Annotated in this window: 15 protein-coding genes; 8 read left to right on the top strand and 7 right to left on the bottom strand. The window is 72.8% G+C overall.

The genetic code is table 11. From position 1 onward, the window contains the following. The first annotated feature begins 384 nt into the window (after positions 1 to 384). The 3 genes from GPJ59_RS11545 to GPJ59_RS11535 all read left to right on the top strand — a co-directional run bounded on the left by GPJ59_RS11545 (position 385) and on the right by GPJ59_RS11535 (position 3,977). Positions 385 to 1,332, top strand: coding sequence for an RNA polymerase sigma-70 factor (locus GPJ59_RS11545; RefSeq protein ID WP_219666869.1), 948 nt, complete (start codon positions 385 to 387; stop codon positions 1,330 to 1,332). Between the two features lie 134 nt (positions 1,333 to 1,466). Then, positions 1,467 to 2,687, top strand: coding sequence for an NAD(P)/FAD-dependent oxidoreductase (locus GPJ59_RS11540; RefSeq protein WP_219666866.1), 1,221 nt, complete (start codon positions 1,467 to 1,469; stop codon positions 2,685 to 2,687). A gap of 99 nt (positions 2,688 to 2,786) precedes the next feature. Continuing rightward, positions 2,787 to 3,977, top strand: coding sequence for a hypothetical protein (locus tag GPJ59_RS11535; protein ID WP_219666858.1), 1,191 nt, complete (start codon positions 2,787 to 2,789; stop codon positions 3,975 to 3,977). A gap of 14 nt (positions 3,978 to 3,991) precedes the next feature. On the opposite strand, the gene GPJ59_RS11530 is transcribed toward GPJ59_RS11535, so the two are convergent. Next, positions 3,992 to 4,957 (bottom strand): glycosyltransferase family 2 protein, encoded by a 966-nt coding sequence (locus GPJ59_RS11530; protein WP_219666890.1) that lies wholly within the window; start codon positions 4,955 to 4,957, stop codon positions 3,992 to 3,994. A gap of 1 nt (position 4,958) precedes the next feature. On the opposite strand from GPJ59_RS11530, the gene GPJ59_RS11525 reads away from it, so the two are divergent. Next, the gene (locus tag GPJ59_RS11525) at positions 4,959 to 5,351 is read left to right on the top strand and encodes a hypothetical protein (protein ID WP_219666856.1); all 393 of its coding nucleotides are present in this window, start codon (positions 4,959 to 4,961) and stop codon (positions 5,349 to 5,351) included. A gap of 179 nt (positions 5,352 to 5,530) precedes the next feature. Next, on the top strand, positions 5,531 to 6,658 hold the full coding sequence (locus tag GPJ59_RS11520) for an acyltransferase family protein (protein ID WP_219666854.1): 1,128 nt from the start codon (positions 5,531 to 5,533) through the stop codon (positions 6,656 to 6,658). A 19-nt stretch (positions 6,659 to 6,677) separates the two neighbouring features. Here GPJ59_RS11520 and GPJ59_RS11515 read toward each other — a convergent pair whose 3' ends face one another. Then, on the bottom strand, positions 6,678 to 7,868 hold the full coding sequence (locus tag GPJ59_RS11515) for an MFS transporter (protein WP_219666853.1): 1,191 nt from the start codon (positions 7,866 to 7,868) through the stop codon (positions 6,678 to 6,680). Positions 7,869 to 8,016: 148 nt separating this feature from the next. Here GPJ59_RS11515 and GPJ59_RS11510 point away from each other — a divergent pair, with 148 nt between their 5' ends. After that, a complete protein-coding gene (locus tag GPJ59_RS11510) occupies positions 8,017 to 8,268 on the top strand; it encodes a hypothetical protein (protein ID WP_219666845.1) in 252 nt (83 codons plus the stop codon). 95 nt (positions 8,269 to 8,363) lie between these two features. Here GPJ59_RS11510 and GPJ59_RS11505 read toward each other — a convergent pair whose 3' ends face one another. Beyond that, positions 8,364 to 8,738 (bottom strand): hypothetical protein, encoded by a 375-nt coding sequence (locus GPJ59_RS11505; protein WP_219666843.1) that lies wholly within the window; start codon positions 8,736 to 8,738, stop codon positions 8,364 to 8,366. A gap of 77 nt (positions 8,739 to 8,815) precedes the next feature. Further along, on the bottom strand, positions 8,816 to 9,973 hold the full coding sequence (locus tag GPJ59_RS11500; RefSeq protein ID WP_219666888.1) for a M20 metallopeptidase family protein: 1,158 nt from the start codon (positions 9,971 to 9,973) through the stop codon (positions 8,816 to 8,818). A 230-nt stretch (positions 9,974 to 10,203) separates the two neighbouring features. Between GPJ59_RS11500 and GPJ59_RS11495 the strand changes: the two genes are divergently transcribed. Beyond that, positions 10,204 to 10,767, top strand: a complete 564-nt coding sequence (locus GPJ59_RS11495; protein ID WP_219666830.1) for a TetR/AcrR family transcriptional regulator — start codon at positions 10,204 to 10,206, stop codon at positions 10,765 to 10,767. After that, positions 10,764 to 11,711 carry a DUF6463 family protein gene (locus GPJ59_RS11490; RefSeq protein WP_219666828.1) on the top strand — a complete coding sequence of 316 codons (948 nt, stop codon included), beginning with the start codon at positions 10,764 to 10,766 and terminating at the stop codon, positions 11,709 to 11,711. The genes GPJ59_RS11495 and GPJ59_RS11490 overlap by 4 nt, the downstream gene beginning before the upstream one ends. On the opposite strand, the gene GPJ59_RS11485 is transcribed toward GPJ59_RS11490, so the two are convergent. The 3 genes from GPJ59_RS11485 to zwf form a co-directional block, all read right to left on the bottom strand. Further along, complete coding sequence (locus tag GPJ59_RS11485) at positions 11,698 to 14,094, bottom strand: glycoside hydrolase family 65 protein (RefSeq protein ID WP_219666826.1); 2,397 nt, start codon at positions 14,092 to 14,094, stop codon at positions 11,698 to 11,700. The two genes, GPJ59_RS11490 and GPJ59_RS11485, sit on opposite strands and share 14 nt — an antisense overlap. Then, on the bottom strand, positions 14,091 to 14,834 hold the full coding sequence (locus tag GPJ59_RS11480) for a beta-phosphoglucomutase family hydrolase (protein WP_219666823.1): 744 nt from the start codon (positions 14,832 to 14,834) through the stop codon (positions 14,091 to 14,093). The genes GPJ59_RS11485 and GPJ59_RS11480 overlap by 4 nt, the downstream gene beginning before the upstream one ends. A 118-nt stretch (positions 14,835 to 14,952) precedes the next feature. Then, positions 14,953 to 16,419 carry a glucose-6-phosphate dehydrogenase gene (zwf, locus tag GPJ59_RS11475; protein ID WP_219666879.1) on the bottom strand — a complete coding sequence of 489 codons (1,467 nt, stop codon included), beginning with the start codon at positions 16,417 to 16,419 and terminating at the stop codon, positions 14,953 to 14,955.

Here is a 16,419-nt window from a genome sequence, read left to right as displayed (position 1 = left end):
CGCCCAACACCCACCGCGTAAGATCCGCGGCACCGGCAGGGTGTTACAAGGGACAGGCCCCCCCCCGCGGCAGGCCCCGCCACCGCCACCGCCGCCGGCAGGGGCAGCGCCCCCACCGCCGCCGCCCGGAGGATCGTCCTGCGCGCCACTGCCATCTGGGCCACCCGCTCCCCGCTGCCAAAAGACTGCCCGTCGGCCGATTCAACGACCGCGGCCGGGCCACGGCAACGCCGTCGCCGGCCATGTTCCGCCGGTACCGGCGCCGATGCCCGCAGCACGGCGGGTGGGGAACGGGACCGCCGACGCCGGCGACCCGTGAACGGACGGGGTGGCCCGAACCCGCTCCACCGCCGCGGCTGTCGGCCAGGCCCTAGGATTCGGGCCATGCCGTTGATCATGAAGGACGTGGATCGGTTCGAGGCTGCGAGGCCCCGGCTGGCAGCTGTCGCCTACCGCCTCCTCGGCTCCGCGAGCGAGGCCGAGGACGCCGTGCAGGAGACGTTCCTGCGGTGGCAGGCCGCCGACGTCGAGCGCATCGAGGTCCCCGAGGCCTGGTTGACGAAGGTGCTCACCAACCTGTGCCTCAATCAGCTCGGTTCGGCGCGGGCCCGGCGCGAGACGTACGTGGGGCAGTGGCTGCCCGAGCCGTTGCTCGAAGGCGACCCCATGCTGGGGCCGGCCGACACCGCCGAGCAGCGCGAGTCGGTCTCGTACGCGGTGCTCACCCTGATGGAGCGGCTGTCGCCGGGCGAGCGGGCGGTGTACGTGCTGCGGGAGGCCTTCGACTACCCGCACCGGGAGATCGCCGAGATCCTCGACATCAGCGAGGCCGCCAGCCAGCAGATCTTCCACCGGGCCAAGAAGCACATCTCGGACGGCAGGGCCCGCACCGAGGTCGACGAGGCGGCCGCCCGGCGGATCGTCGAGGAGTTCCTCGCGGCCGCCACCAGCGGGCGGACCGAGCCGCTGGTGCGGCTGCTCACCGGCGATGCCGTGGCCGTCGGGGACGGCGGCGGGAAGGTTCCGGCCCGCGCCAAGGCGTTCGAGGGGGCCGTCGCGGTGGCCACCTTCCTGCGGGGGATGTTCAAGCCCTCCGCGGCCAAGCGCGCCATCGTCGGCGGCGAGGCCGAGATCTACGTGGCGACTGCCAACGGCGGGCCCGCCGTCGTGGCGGTCCTCGACGGCCGGATCGTCGGTGTCATGTGCCTGGAGATCACCGCAGCGGGCATCGCCGCGTTCCGCAGCCAGGTCAACCCGGACAAGCTCGTCCGCGCGACCGAGGCGTGGGCCGCGGCCGGCGACCACGGGGAGCCGGTGATCCACACCTTCTGACCCCTGCTCGTACGCCTGTGCCCCCGGTGTGACGTGCTTCACACCGGGGCCTGTCAGGAAACGGCGGGCTGTCCGGTTCAAGGGACGTGACCGCGTCGGACAACGGCCGGAACCGCACAGACAGGAGCAGGGACATGCAGCACCGCATCATCGTCCTCGGTGCCGGATACACCGGAGCCATGGCGGCCGGCCGCCTCGCCAGGCGGCTGCACCGCGACGACGTCGCCATCACCCTCGTCAACGCCGAGCCCGACTTCGTCGAGCGGGTACGGATGCACCAGCTCGCGGCCGGCCAGGAGCTCACGGCCCGGCCGTTCGCCGAGATGTTCGCGGGCACCGGGGTCGAGCTGCGGATCGCGAGGGTCACGGGCGTCGACGTCGACCGGAAGACCGTCAGCGTGGTCGACGCGGACGGCGGGGGTGCCGGGACCGGGGAGCTGGAGTACGACACCCTCGTGTACGCCCTCGGCAGCGGCTGGGACGACCAGGGCGTGCCCGGTGTCGCCGAGCACGCCCACGAGGTCGCGAGCCGGGCCGGAGCGCTGCGGCTGCGCGAGCGGCTGGCCGGCCTGGCCGCCGGGCAGTCCGTGGTCGTCGTCGGTGGCGGCCTCACCGGGCTGGAGGCCGCGTCCGAGATCGCCGAGGCCCGTCCGGACCTCGACGTCACCCTCGCCGCCCGCGGCGGCCTCGGCGACTGGCTCTCGCCCAAGGGCCGCGGGCACGTGCGGAAGGTCTTCGACGGGCTCGGCATCACCGTGCACGAGCACGCCGCCGTCACCGCCGTCGCCGCCGACCGCGTCACCACCGCCGACGGGGAGGTGATCCCGGCCGCGGCCACCGTGTGGACCACCGGCTTCGCGGTCCACCCGATCGCGCGGGCCACCGCCCTGGAGGTCGGCGACACCGGCCAGATCGTGGTCGACGCGTCGATGCGCTCGGTCTCGCACCCGGACGTGTACGCCGTCGGCGACGCGGCTCTGGCGATGGGCCCCGGCGACAAGCCGTTGCGGATGTCGTGTGCCTCGGGCGGCCCGGCGGCCCTGCTCTGCGTCGACGGCATCGCGGCGCGGCTGACCGGCCGCAAGATCCCCAGGACGGCGGTCCGCTACTTCAATCAGTGCATCTCGCTGGGGCGCAAGGAGGGCCTGATCCAGTACGTGACCGCCGACGACCGCGCCGTCGGCGCGGCCCTCACGGGCCGGTTCGCCGCCCGCTACAAGGAGCTGGTCTGCAAGGGCGCCGCCTGGGCCGTCGCCAACCCGACCTTCGGTCTGCCGACCCGCCGCCGCCGCGTGACCTCGCCCGGCGTACGGGAGGCCGCCCGGACGGGCTCGGCCGTGCAGGCATCGGCCTGACGCGCACAGGGGGACGGGCGCCCGCCGCACCGGGGGGCGCCCGTGCCCGGGGGAGTGCTTCCAGGTGCAGCTCCGCAACGCGTTCGCCACACTGATCGTGTGACAGCGAGGGCGGGCCGGCGAGCGCTGCCGCCGGTCGTGGCGTGGCTGGTCGCGAACCTCGTCACCTGGCTGATCGCGAAGGCATCCGTGGCCGGCGACGGTTCCCCAGTGGCCTATTGGTCCACCGGCGGTCGCCGCCGCTGGGATTCCGAGCACTACCTGTCCATCGCCAGGGCCGGCTACGAGATGTTCTGGTGTCGGGAGCGCTATCCGGACTTCCGCGACGTCGTGTGCGGAAACGTCGCCTGGTTCCCCGGCTACCCCATGTCGGTCCGGGCGGTGTCCGCCACCGGACTCTCCTACGAGACGGCCGCTGTTGTCGTGACCGAAGCGTCCCTGCTCGGCATGTTCGCGGTGCTGTGGTGGCTGCTGGGCGCCCGGCTCACCTGGGCCACAGGCCTCACCCTCGCCGTTGGCACGGTGTTTCCCGGGGGAATCTACTTCCACGCGATCTTCCCGATCGCCACCGGAACGCTGGCGCTGCTCGTCTGCATCGTCGGGGTCGAGCGCGGTTCCTGGGCCATGGCCGGCGCCGGCGGTTTCGTGGCGGCGGCCTGTCATCCCGTCGGCGCCGTCGCCGTCGGGATGCTGCTGCTCAGCCCGCTCTTCGCCTGGCAGAACGACAGATGGCCGATCCGGTGCGCGAAGGCCGGCCTGTCGGCGGCTCTCACCGGCTGCGGCGTCCTGTGGACCGGATGGCTGATGTGGCAGGCGACCGGGCGCTGGGACGCGTACCGGATCATCCAGCAGTCCAGTTACGGGCAAGGCGGGCTACGCCGGCCCTTCGACGAGATGGGCAAGGCCTACGACTTCCCGTTCAGCGACTGGTACCGGCCGAAGGGGCAGCTGCCGTGGCTGGTGGAGCACGCGCTCGCCGCGCACCGGACCCAGCTCTGGCTGAACCTCGCCTTCGTGCTGCTCGTACTGGCGACGGCCGCGGTGCGACTCGTCCGCAGCCGTCGGCTCGACGTGGCGGAATGGGCCGCCCTGATCCTCACGGTGGCCGTCTTCCTGGTGCCGTTCCTCGCCGGCGCGCAGATGTCGTGGTACCGCAACCATGCCCAGATGTTCGTCGGGCTCGTACTGGTCAGGCGCATGCCCCGATGGGTCCAGGTGCCGCTGCTCGCGGCCTGCCTGGTCCAGTACGCCCTGTTGGGGGCCATGTTCTTCGCCGGGGTGCTCGTGTGACCGGGAGCGGCCCCTCAGCGCAGTTCGTCGTCCGTGTCGCGGGCGACGCAGTACGTGGGCCGGCCCTGGACGGCGGTGTAGATGCGGGCCACGTACTCGCCGAGCATGCCCAGGCAGAAGAGCTGGACGGCGCCGAAGAACAGGACCGTGGTGATCAGGGAGGTCCAGCCGGGCAGGCTGCTCCCCGTGGCGTGGACGATGAGGGTCCAGACGAGGAACGCGAGGCAGACGACGAGGCTGACCGCGCCGATCGCCGTGGCCAGGCGCAGGGGGACCGCCGAGAAGCCGGTGATGCTGTCCGACGCCAGCAGGATCATCTTGCGCAGGGGGTATTTGGTGGTGCCGGCCACCCGCTCGCCGCGCTGGTAGGTGATCTGGCCGCTGGGGAAGCCGAGCCAGGGGATGAGCAGGCGGTAGACCTGCTGCTGGTCGGGGAGGGTCTTGAGGGTGTCCACGACAGGACGGGACAGCAGGCGGAAGTCGCCGGCGTGGGCGGGGACGAAGGTGCCGGCCAGACGGCGCATCAGCCAGTAGTAGACAGCGGCCGTGCGGCGTTTGAACCCGGTGTCGGTGGAGCGGTCGACGCGGACCCCGTACACGATGTCCAGACCGTCCGCCCGGGCGAGGGCGAGCATGTCCGGGATGATCTCCGGCGGGTCCTGGAGGTCGGCGTCGATGCTGATCACGTAGCCGCCGCGGGCACGGTGCAATCCGGCGGTGAGGGCGGCCTGGTGGCCGCTGTTGCGCCTAAGGGTCACGATGCGCAGCTGGGGCCAGGCACCGCGCAGATCCTCCAGCAGAGGCTTGGTCCGGTCGGTGGAGCCGTCGTCGACGGCGAGGACCTCGTAGGGTTCGCCGCATCCGTCCAGGACCGGCCGGAGCCGCGCTGCCAGCAGGGGCAGGACCTCCTCCTCGTTGAAGACGGGTACCACGATCGACAGGACGACCGGTCCCCGGTGTGTGTCGTACACAGCAGTCATCATGCGGGAAGCGCCTGGAGCGGGCACGTCGGGGAACCTGCCGTTCACGCGGCACGACACGGTGGACCGGCTGCCCGCCGTCACCGCCCCGACCCTGGTGCCGGGCCGACGCCTTCCGGCGCGAGGCCGACGGCTGATGGAGCAGTGCCGGCTGCGCGTGCGGCGGGGCCGTGGTGGCATCGGTGGGGTGAAGGATCCCTTCGGATGTGACGAGCCGGCCCTCCTGGCCCGGCCGGGTACGGCGGACCGGGACGCGGCCCGCCGCGCGGTGGCCTCCCGCGCCGCCGACGGCGCGGACCTCGGGGTCCTGCTGGACATGCTCGGCCTGCGGCCCGGTGACGATCCCCCGGCAACGCCGCCCCGATGCCGTGACCGAGGAAGGAGCCGACCCTGACCGAAGCGGGATCTGTCGATGTCTGTGCGTGACTGTACAGTTCGTTGACTCAATTTGATCATGACGGAGTCATCAACCAGTCATCTCACAGAAGTGGCCCCACACGCATGACGTCGAGACCCGCCACACGCTCGGGGCCGAACCCCGGTACCGCCCCCGGTGCCGGGACGGGCGGCAGCATGCGCCTGGCCGCCCTGGACGGTGTCCGGATCCTCGCCGCGATCGCCGTGCTCTGCTACCACTACCTGGCCCTGGACAGCGGCTGGGGAGAGCCGGCCGCCGACGTCTTCCCGGTCGCGAGCGCATGGGCGGCCTACGGCTGGCTCGGCGTCGAAATCTTCTTCCTCGTCAGCGGGTTCGTGATCTGCATGAGCGCCTGGGGCCGCACGGCCGGCGAGTTCGCCGTCACCCGCGTCTCCCGGCTCTTCCCGGCGTACTGGGCGGCCGTGCTGTTCACGGCCGGCGTGCTCTACACATGGCCGGAGGTGAGCTCCGTCCACGCATTCAGCGATGTGATGGTGAACCTGACCATGCTGCAGGGCGGCGTCGACGTGCCCCACATCGACCACGTGTACTGGACCCTGTTCGTGGAGCTGAAGTTCTACGCCCTGTTCGCACTCGTCGTCCTGCGCGGGGTCACCTACCGCAACTGCGTCCTCTTCTGCGTCCTGTGGACGCTGGCAGGAGTCGTGGCACCCACCGCGGACAGCACCCTGCTGTACTTCTTCGCGATACCGACGTACTCCCCGTACTTCATCGCCGGCATCGCCTTCCACCTGATGCGCCGGTTCAAGCCCAACGCCGTGCTGTGGGCCGTCGTCGGGGCGCAGTTCCTGCTGGCACAGACCTACGTGGACGGCCGTATGATCACCAACTTGGGCCACGCCACCGCCGAACGGCTGTCGACCTGGCCGGCCCGCGCGATCATCGCCTGCGGGTTCCTCGTCGTCGCGGGCATCGCCCTCGGGGCCTTCGACCGCATCCGGTGGCGCTGGCTGCGGCACGCCGGAGCGATCACGTACCCGCTCTACCTGATCCACATGACGGCCGGACTCACGATCATCCACCACTTCCGCCGTGCTCTCGCTCCCGTTCCCCTCGTGCTGTCCGTCACCGCCACCATGCTGGTGCTCGCCTGGCTCGTCCACCGCCTGATAGAGCGCCCGTTGGGCCGTGCGCTGCGCACCGGCCTGTGGCGCGGCGTGGAGGAGATCCGCCGGAGCACCCCCGCCCCGGCGCCGATCCCCGTCCTTCCGGCGCAGCCGTCCGCCCCCGAAGCGGAACGCGTGTACGAAGCCCGCCGGTGACCTGGAAGCGGCGGCGTCGTCACGCGCGTCGGCCGCGGGCGACGATGCACGCCGCCACGGCCACGGCGGCGCCGACGTACAGCAGCTCCGGGTAGCCGAGGGCGTCCACGACCTGTCCGCCGACCGCTCCGGCCAGGGACAGGCCGACGAACAGCGCGCTGTTGTTCCACGACAGCATCGCGGTCGCCCGTTCGGGGAACATGTCGACCAGGTGGCGCTGCTGGGCGGGGAAGAAGGCGTACCCGGCCAGCGCGAAGAGGCCCAGCGCACAGGCCAGGGCCCAGGTGACGGGGTACACCAGGGCCACGGCGGCCTCCAGCGCGGCCGTCAGCACCAGCGCCGTCCTGGTCACGCGCACGGCGCCGGCCCGGTCGGCGAACCGGCCGCCCACCTGGCCGCCGACCACCGCGCCCACCCCGTAGACCACCAGCAGCCACGCGGTGGTGCCCGCCCTGCCGTCGGCGTGCAGCGCGACCGCCAGGAAGGTGTACAGGCTGTACACGGAGAAGGCCCACAGGGTCGTCACCGCGACGGCGGACACCACGGTGCCGATTCCGGCCCGCCCGGCCCGCCCGGCCCGCCCGCCCGTGCCCGCGGGCGGGGCGGCCGCGAACTCGGGCCGGGACCGCCAGACGAAGGCGTGCGGGAACGCCAGCAGGAACGTGCCCGCGGCCAGGATGACGAACGCGGCCTGCCAGCCCACGTGCCGCCCCAGCAGCGCCCCCGCGGGCGCGCCCACCCACAGGGCGGTCAGCAGACCCGATCCCACGACGGCCAGCACCTGCGCCCGTGCCTCCGGCCTGGCACGGGTGCTGACCAGTGCGTACACGGTGGGCCCGGTGGCGGCGGCCGCGACGCCGGCCACCACGCGGGTCGCGAGCAGCACACCGAAGTCCGGCGCCAGAGCCGTGCCGACGTTGGCCGCGGAGAACAGCACCAGGGCCCCCACCAGGACCGAGGCGCGGTCCCGGCGGTCGGAGAGCCAGCCGGCGAAGGGCGAGGCCACCACGTACGCGATCGAGAACGCCGTGATCAGCAGGCCGGTGCTGGTCGCCGGCACGCCGAGCGACGCGGCGATGGCGGGCAGCAGCGGCGCCACCACGAACAGGTCGGTGCCCACGAGGAACTGGGTCAGCCACGCGAGGGCGATCGGCGCGGCGGAGAGGCCGGGCGCCGCCCTGACGGCCGGCTGACCGCTCTTCGAGTGCATGATCCGACGCTAGGACCTTCCCCGAGGCGCGGCGACCCGGGCAGGCGCACGGGTGTGCGAGGGCGCGGGACGCTGTGTCGGAGTGCCGGGCGGCGCCGGCGGAGCCACGATGTGTTCACCCTTTGCCCGTGGTGACAGGAGAACCGCTGTGTACGAAGCCGACACCCACCCGAACGCTCACGCAGCCCCTGCCCTGCCGAACAGGGCGGTGACCGGCCGGCTGGAGGTCGCCTTCGTGGACTGGACGGCAGACAACCACGCCCGCAGCCCCCGCACACCGGGAGGCTGGACGGCAGCCGGCGCCCCCAGGGGCACGGCGGCGGGCGCCGGCCAGGTGGCGGCCGGTGACTACTGGTTCGACGACACCGGCGCGGCCGCCGAGGGGACCGTCCCCCGATAGGCCGACCGCCACTCAGGTGCCGCCCGAGCGACGACGCGCCCGGTGAGACGGGCGCGTGGGACGGACACGTCAGCCGGGCAGATCAGCCGGACACATCAGACAGACACGAGGACGTCCTCGTGCGCGCCGTCGAGGACGAACCCGTTGTCGAAGCGGACGCGGACCGTCACCCGGTTGCCCCGTTCCCGGAAGGCGGTCCACTCGGGTTCCAGGGTGCGGACCTCCTCCTCGAGCCGCTTCCTGCTCTCCGCGGGCATCGTGTGGCCGTAGTCGTCGAGCAGCGACTTGAGCCGCTGGTACTCGCGGACCTCGTGGCTCGGCGGCAGTTGTCCCTCCACCCGCTCGACGGTGCCCTCGACGCCCGCCGCCAGGGACAGGAAGCCGACGACCGCCCCGGTCGCCCCGGCGACCGCGTCGGCCAGCCCGATGTCCACCGCGAGCTTGACCCGCCGGCCTTCCGTCAAGGTCATCGGTTCTTCGTCCCCCAGCTCGGCGCGTTCCGCGGGGTCGGCCCCGCGACCGGGTCATTATCCCCGCTCCCGTGCGGTCAGACGGGAGGACGACAGGTCCGCAGGGCCGCGGCCGCGTGCAGGGCGGCTCCGGTGGCCAGGGCGTCCTCGTCGAAGACGACGCGGTTGGAGTGGCAGTCCGGGGCGTCCTCGAACGGGACTCCGGGCGGGCGCGCCCCGAGGAAGGCGAAGGCCCCCGGCACCCGTTGCAGGACGTACGAGAAGTCCTCGGCGCCCATGAAGGGCTCGGCCAGGTGGCGGACCCGGTCGGGCCCGAGGAGTGTGGCCGCGGTGTCGCGGAGCGCCGCCGTGCAGGCGTCGTCGTTGACGACGGGCGGGTAGCCCTCGGTCAGGGTGACGTCGGCGTGCGCCGCGTGGGCGGCGGCGACATGGCGGGCCACGCGGGTGATGCCGTCGCGCACCAGCTGCCGGGCGGCGGGGGAGAGCGTGCGGAAGGTGCCGCGGATCTCGGCGGTCTCGGGGATGACGTTGCCCGTCGTGCCGGCGTGGATCGAGGCGACGGTGACCACGGCCGGATCGAAGACGTCGACGGTCCGCGTCACCATGGACTGCAGGGCCTGGACGATCTCGCAGGCGACGGGTACGGGGTCGAGGGCCCGGTGCGGCTGCGAGGCGTGGCCGCCGCGGCCCCGTACGACCACGTGCAGCGCGTCGGAGGCGGCGAAGGTGGGGCCCGGCCGCAGGTGGACGGTGCCGCTGTCGAAGCGCGTGGTGACGTGCAGGGCGAACGCGGCGGCCACGCCGCTGCCGTCAGCGGTCTCCAGCACCCCCTCGTCGATCATGCGCAGGGCGCCGCCGCCGGACTCCTCCGCGGGCTGGAACATGAACACGACGCGGCCGGCCAGTTGTGAGCGGCGGGCCGCCAGCAGCCGGGCGGCCCCGACGAGCATGGCGGTGTGGGTGTCGTGGCCGCAGGCGTGCATGGCGCCCGGCACCAGGGAGGCGAAGTCCAGGCCGGTGTCCTCGTCCACGGGCAGCGCGTCCATGTCGGCGCGCAGCAGCACCGTCGGACCGGGCCGGGCGCCGTCGAGGGTGGCGGTGACGGAACTCGCGCCGGACCCGGTGGCCGGCTCCAGCCCCAGCCCGTCCAGCGCCTCCAGGACGGCCTGCTGCGTACGGGGCAGGTGCGTGCCCAGTTCCGGGAAGCGGTGGATGCTCCTGCGCAGGGCCACCATGCCGGGCAGCGCGGCGTACGCCTCGGCGAGCAACCCCTCGAAGGCACCCTGGGGCGCGGTGTGCACGGCATCTCCCCCTGGAATACGGTCCGGTCCGTGCCACGGATCTTTCCAGGCGGGGGTACGGGGTCAGCGCGAGCCGCGTCGCCTTTATGAGCTTTTTGCGTCTTGAGCGAATGGCGCGAGGTCTCGCCCACACCCCATACCATGCCGTATGGTACGGTCCCGTCATGGCAAGCAAACGGGACTGGCTGGAGACCGGACTCGCCGTGCTGCGGCAGGACGGTGCGCGGGCTCTGACCGTCGAGCGGCTGTGCGCCGAACTCGACCTGACCAAAGGCTCCTTCTACCACCACTTCAAGGGCATTCCGGGCTTCAAGACGGACTTGCTCGCACACTTCGAGGCAGAGCACACGAGCCGCTTCATCGCCGAGGCCGAGAGCGCCGGCGGCACCGCGCGGCAGCGGCTGCAGCACCTGCTCGACCTCGTACTCGACGACAAGAGCCGCAGCGGCAGCGAGGACGTCGAGATCGCCATCCGCTCCTGGGCCCTGCAGGACCCCGAGGTCCACGCCCTCCAGGAGCGGGTGGACCGCTCGCGCATGGCCTACCTGCGCGCGCTCTGGCAGGGGCTCGGCGGCCCGGAGGCCGACGTCGAGCCCATGGCCCGGCTGCTGTACCTGGTCCTCGTCGGCGCCCAGCAGGTCGTCCCGCCCGTCGCGGCGCCCGACCTGCGCGACGTCTACGCCCTGGCCCTCCGCCTCGCCCCGCACCAGCAGGAAGGCACCCCGTGAACGCACTCGCCCGATGGGTTCCCCGGCTGGTCATCGCCACCGCGCTGGCGCACTTCGCCTGGGGGCTGGCCCAGCCCCACGCCTGGGGGGCCATCGCCCGCGACGGGTTCTTACGCAGCGTGGTCGACCCGGGCGCCGAGGACCACTACCTCCGCGAGTTCAGCGTCTGGTGGATGGTCGCCGGCGTAGCGCTCCTCGCGATGGGCACGCTGGCCCGGCACATCCTCCGTACGACCGGCCGCCTGCCGGCGCAGCTCGGGTGGTACCTGCTGGTCGTCGGCGTACCCCTGTGCCTCATCTACTTCCCCGTCACGGGCGGCTGGGCCGTCCTGGCCATCGGGATACTCGCGCTCGTGGCCGCCCGCCGTACCGCAGCGACGCCGCCGGCGCTGCCGACGCCCTCGGCCACCGGCCGCCCGCCGGTCCTGCCGCCGGCCCGCTGGGCGGTATGGGCGGCCTGGGCCGCCCCGCTGGGCGTCCTGCCGTCCTCCGTCTGGCGCGTCGCGGTCGGGTTCGCCGACGGCCACGCCCCCTCGGAGATCGTGTACATGACCGCGCTGAGCTGCGTGACGGTGGGGACGGCGTTCCTCACCGTCGGTCTGGTCCGGCACTGGGGCGAGACGTTTCCGCGCTGGGTTCCCCGCGCCGCCGGCCGCCCGGTTCCCGCCCGCGCCGTCACCCGGATCGCGCGGATCGGTGCTCTCCTCGTCATCCTCATCACCCTGTACGGCGTACTCAACAACATCTTCGGTTTCGTCGAGCGGGCACCGGTACTCATCGCCCAGGACAGGGAGTACGAGCAGCCCGAGGCCTGGGTGAACTACCTGTACCTGCCCGCCGCGGCCTGGGGCTTCCTCGTCCTCGCCGTCGCCGGGGACTACGCCCGGCGGACGGCGGGCAGGGAGCGCCGGCCGGCGGCGGAAGGCCGGTTCACCGGGACGTGACCGGTGCGCGGCCCTTGGGCTGGCGGGGTTCGGGGGAGTCGGGCGACGGCGGTACGGGCAGGTCGACCGGGGCGTCCACGGCGACGACGGCGGTGGTGCCGTGGTGCACCACGGTGAGGGGGGCTCCCGCGAGGAGCGTGTAGCGCGCCGAGGCCTGGCCGATGTCGATGCGGAGCCTGCGGTCCCTGACCCGGACGTTGAAGGCCAGCCGGGACAGGGCGGACGGCAGGCGGGGGGCGAACCGGCCGAGCGCTTCCGGTTCTTCGGCCCGCCGGCCCTCGTCGGCCGGCCGGCCCGCTTCGGCCAGGTGCCGGCGCATCCCGCCGAGTCCTTGCGCCAGGGCGATCCAGGTGCCGGCGAGAGAAGCCATGTGGAGTCCGTCGCGGGTGTTGTGTTCGAGGTCGTCCAGGTCCATCAGCGCCGCCTCGCGGGTGTAGGCCCAGGCGAGGCCCAGGTGCCCGGTCTCGGCGGCGAGGACGGCCTGGCAGCTGGCGGAGAGGGAGGAGTCCCTGACGGTCAGCGGCTCGTAGTAGGCGAAGTTGCGGGCCTTCTCCTCGGCGGTGAACTCGTTGGGGCAGGTGAGCATGGCGAGGACCAGATCGGCCTGCTTGACGACCTGCTTGCGGTAGAGGTCGAAGTAGGGGAAGTGCAGCAGCAGCGGGTACTGGTCCTCGGCGGTGCCGTCGAAGTCCCAGGGTTCCTGCTCCGTGAAGCCGGCGGACTGCTCGTGCACCTGGAGCCGGCGGTTGTAGGGAACGGCGATCCGGGCGGCGATCTCGCGCCACTGCGCGCTCTCCGCGGCATCGACGTCGAGGTCCTGGGCCCGGTCGGGGTGGCGGGAGACCGCGTCGGCCGCGGCGAGCAGGTTCTTGCGGGCCATCACGTTGGTGTAGAGGTTGTCCCGTGCGATGGCGCTGTACTCGTCGGGACCGGTGACCCCGTCGATGTGGAAGGCGCCGTCGGCGTCGAAGTGGCCGAGGGAACGCCACAGCCGGGCGGTGTGCACCAGCAGTTCGAGTCCGGGGCCGCGGTGGAACTCCTGGTCGCCGGTCGCGAACACGTACCGCTCGGCGGCCGCGGCGATGTCGGCGTTGACGTGGAAGGCGACGGTGCCGGCGGGCCAGTAGGCGGAGCATTCGGCGCCGTCGATGGTGCGCCAGGGGAAGGCCGCGCCGCTCAGGCCCAGCTGGCGGGCGCGTTCCAGTGCGCCGGGGAGGGTGGAGTGCCGCCACTCCAGGACGGGGGCGACGGTGTCGGGCGCGGTGTAGGTGAGGACGGACAGGACGAAGGACTCGGTGTCCCAGAAGGCGTGCCCGTCGTAGCCGGTGCCCGTGAGGCCCTTGGCCGGGAGGGCGCGCCGCTCGGCGCGCGCGGCTGCCTGGAAGAGGTGGAACAGGCCGAAGCGCACGGCCTGCTGGACCTCTTCGTCACCCTCCACCTCGACGTCGGCGCTGGACCAGAACTCGTCCAGGCAGCCCCGCTGCGCTTCGAGCAGACCGTCCCAGCCGGTGCTGCGGGCCGCCGCGAGCCCGCCCTCCACCTGGTCGCGCAGGGCCGGCAGGGAGCGCTCCGCCGACCAGCCGTAGGAGACGAACTTGACCAGCCGGAGCTGCTGGCCGGGAGCCAGGGTGGCCGTGACCGTCAGCCGGGCGACGTCGGGCTCGCTCTCCGCGGCGTACGTGGTGCCCTCGGGACCCTCGACGATGTGGTCGGCCGCCACCGCGACGCGCTGGCGGCTCTCGCCCGTGCAGTGGATGAGGCGCAGCCGGGTGTCGTGCGCGTAGTGCTCCTCGGGGCGCAGCGGTGAGTCGATGACGGCGGCCACGCGGGGGTCGCCGGAAACGGTCGGCAGCTGCTCGTTGGCGACGAGCTCGGACTGCACGGCGACGGTGGCCGGCCCGTTCACGGCCTCGACCGTGTACGCGATCGCGGCGACGGCGCGCTGCGAGAGGGACACCAGGCGGTGGGAGGTCAGGCGCACGCTGCGGCCGGAGGGCGTGGTCCAGTGTGCGGACCGGCTCAGGACTCCGGTGCGGAAGTCCAGGACGCGTTCGTGCGAGGTGAGTTCGCCGTAGCGCAGGTCGAAGGGGTGGTCGTCGACTAGCAGCCGGATGATCTTGCCGTCGGTGACGTTGATGGCCGTCTGGCCGGACTCCGGATAGCCGTAACCGGCCTCGGCGTACGGCAGCGGATGCGTCTCGTGCACGCCGTTGAGGTAGGAGCCCGGCAGACCGTGGGGTTCACCCTCGTCGAGGTTGCCGCGCCAGCCGAGGTGGCCGTTGGACAGCGCGAACACGGATTCGCTCTGGGCGAGGACGTCGAGGTCGAGGGCCGTCTCGCGCAGCTGCCAGGGCTCGGTGGCGAAGTTCGTGTGTGTGATCATCCGCGGTCCAGCAGTTCGGAGAGATCGGTGACCACCACATCGGCCCCGTGGTCGCGCAGGGCGGAGGCCTGGCCGGCGCGGTCGACGCCGACGACGAAGCCGAAGCCGCCCGCCCGGCCGGCGGCGACGCCGGCGAGGGCGTCCTCGAAGACGGCGGCGTCCGACGGGGCCACGCCGAACAGGCGGGCGGCGGCCAGATAGCTGTCGGGGGCGGGTTTGCCGCGCAGCTGCTGCTCGGCGACGGTGACGCCGTCGACGCGCTGCTCGAAGAGGTCCTCGATGCCGGCCGCGACCAGGACGTCACGGCAGTTGGCACTGGAGGAGACGACGCCGCGGTGCAGGCCCGCGTCGCGGGCGGCCCGGACGAAGTCCACGGACCCCTCGTACGCCTCCACCCCCTGCTCGCGGATCATGCGGAGGACGAGGGCGTTCTTGCGGGTGCCCAGGCCGTGCACCGTCTCCCGGTCGGGGCTGTCGTCGACCGCTCCTTCGGGCAGTGTGATGCCGCGGGAGGCGAGGAAGGTGCGTACGCCGTCCTCGCGGGGACGGCCGTCCACGTACTCGTCGTAGTCGTGCACGGCGTCGAAGGGGACGAAGGCCGAGCCCTCGCGGTCGGCGCGCTGACGCAGATAGTCGTCGAACATCCGTTTCCAGGCGGCCGCGTGGACCTTCGCGGTCCGGGTGAGCACGCCGTCGAGGTCGAACAGGCAGGTGCTGACGTGGTCGGGGAGTCCCAGCATGCCGTCGAGGCTAGGAGCGGGCGGCGGCTCCCGCGGACCACGGCGCCGGTAGGGAGGGCGCCGTCCCCCGTGCGGCTGAGGGAGTGTGGCGTTCGGAGCAGCGTGCGCGCCGCGCCCGTCAGTGCCGTTCGGGCAGGTGCCATCGGTACGGGGCGACGAGCGCCTCGATGCTGTCGGGCCCCCACGTTCCGGGGGCGTACGGCTGCACGGGCGGAGGGGATTCCAGCAGCGGGGCCGAGACCTCCCAGAGGCGTTCGATGCCGTCGGACCGGGTGAAGAGGGCCTGGTCGCCGAGCATGGCCTGCAGGATGAGGTGCTCGTACGCCTCCAGGGCGTTGTCGGTGGTGAAGGAGCTGCCGTAGTCGAAGACCATGGAGCCCTGCCCGAGCTGCATGGCCGGGCCCGGTTCCTTGGCGAGGAAGCGGGCGGTGACGGAGCCGGGGTCGGCGAAGTCGATGACGAGCTCGTCGGCGCGGCCGTCGGCGGCCGCGCGCGCGTCGAGGGGGAACATGCGCAGCACGGGCTCCCGCAGGCCGAGGGTGACGACGTGCCGGCCCTCGGCCAGCGCCTTGCCCGAGCGCAGGTGGAAGGGCACCCCGGCCCAGCGCCAGTTGTCCACGTCGACGCGCAGGGCGACGAAGGTCTCCGTGTCCGAGGCCGGGTCGACCCCGGACTCGGCGCGGTAGCCGGCGTACTGGCCGCGGACGACGTGCGCGGGGTCCACCGGCCGCATGCTGCGGAAGACCTTGACCTGCTCGTCCCGCAGCGACTGCGCCTCCAGGGCTACCGGTGGCTCCATGGCCACGAAACCGAGCAGCTGGAAGAGGTGGGTGACGACCATGTCGCGGAAGGTGCCGGTGCCCTCGAAGAAGTGGGCGCGGCCCTGGATGTCGATCTGCTCGGGTACGTCGATCTGCACATGGCTGATGTGCTCGCGGTTCCAGAGGGGCTCGAAGAGACCGTTCGCGAACCGCAGGGCGAGGATGTTGTCCACCGCCTCCTTGCCGAGGAAGTGGTCGATGCGGAACACGCGGGATTCGTCGAAGACGGCGTGGACGGCCGCGTTGAGCTCGCGGGCGGACGCGAGATCGGTGCCGAAGGGCTTCTCGACGATGACCCGGGCCTCCTGGGCAAGGCCCGTGCTGCCGAGGAGATCGACGACCGAGGTGAACGCGACCGGCGGGACGGCCAGGTGGAAGAGCCGCCGCGGACTGCCGCCCACGGCCTGCTCGGCGTCGCCGACCGCCGCCACCAGCGGCTCGGGGGCATCGGGGTCGGCCGCGCCGAAGGACAGGGCCGACTCGAACTCCTTCCATGCGGGGCCCTCGGGTGCCGACCGGCCGAACTCCGCCACGGCCTGCCGCGCGTGGGCCCGGAACCCCTCGTCGTCCAGGGCCTCGGCTGCCGGGGCGGAGCCGACGATGCGGTAGCGCTGCGGCATGAGCCCCGCCTTGGCGAGATGGAACAGGCCCGGCAGCAGCTTGCGCCTGGCCAGGTCGCCCGTTGCGCCGAAGAGCACCACGACATGGTCCTCCGGGCGCGCCCGGCGGGTCGGGGCGGGCGTGTCCGGCGCCGACTGCTCCAT

The sequence above is a fragment of the Streptomyces bambusae genome (assembly GCF_019400985.1).
GTDB classification, from domain to species: Bacteria; Actinomycetota; Actinomycetes; order Streptomycetales; family Streptomycetaceae; genus Streptomyces; species Streptomyces bambusae_A.
This window is presented reverse-complemented; position numbering and strand designations above follow the sequence as displayed.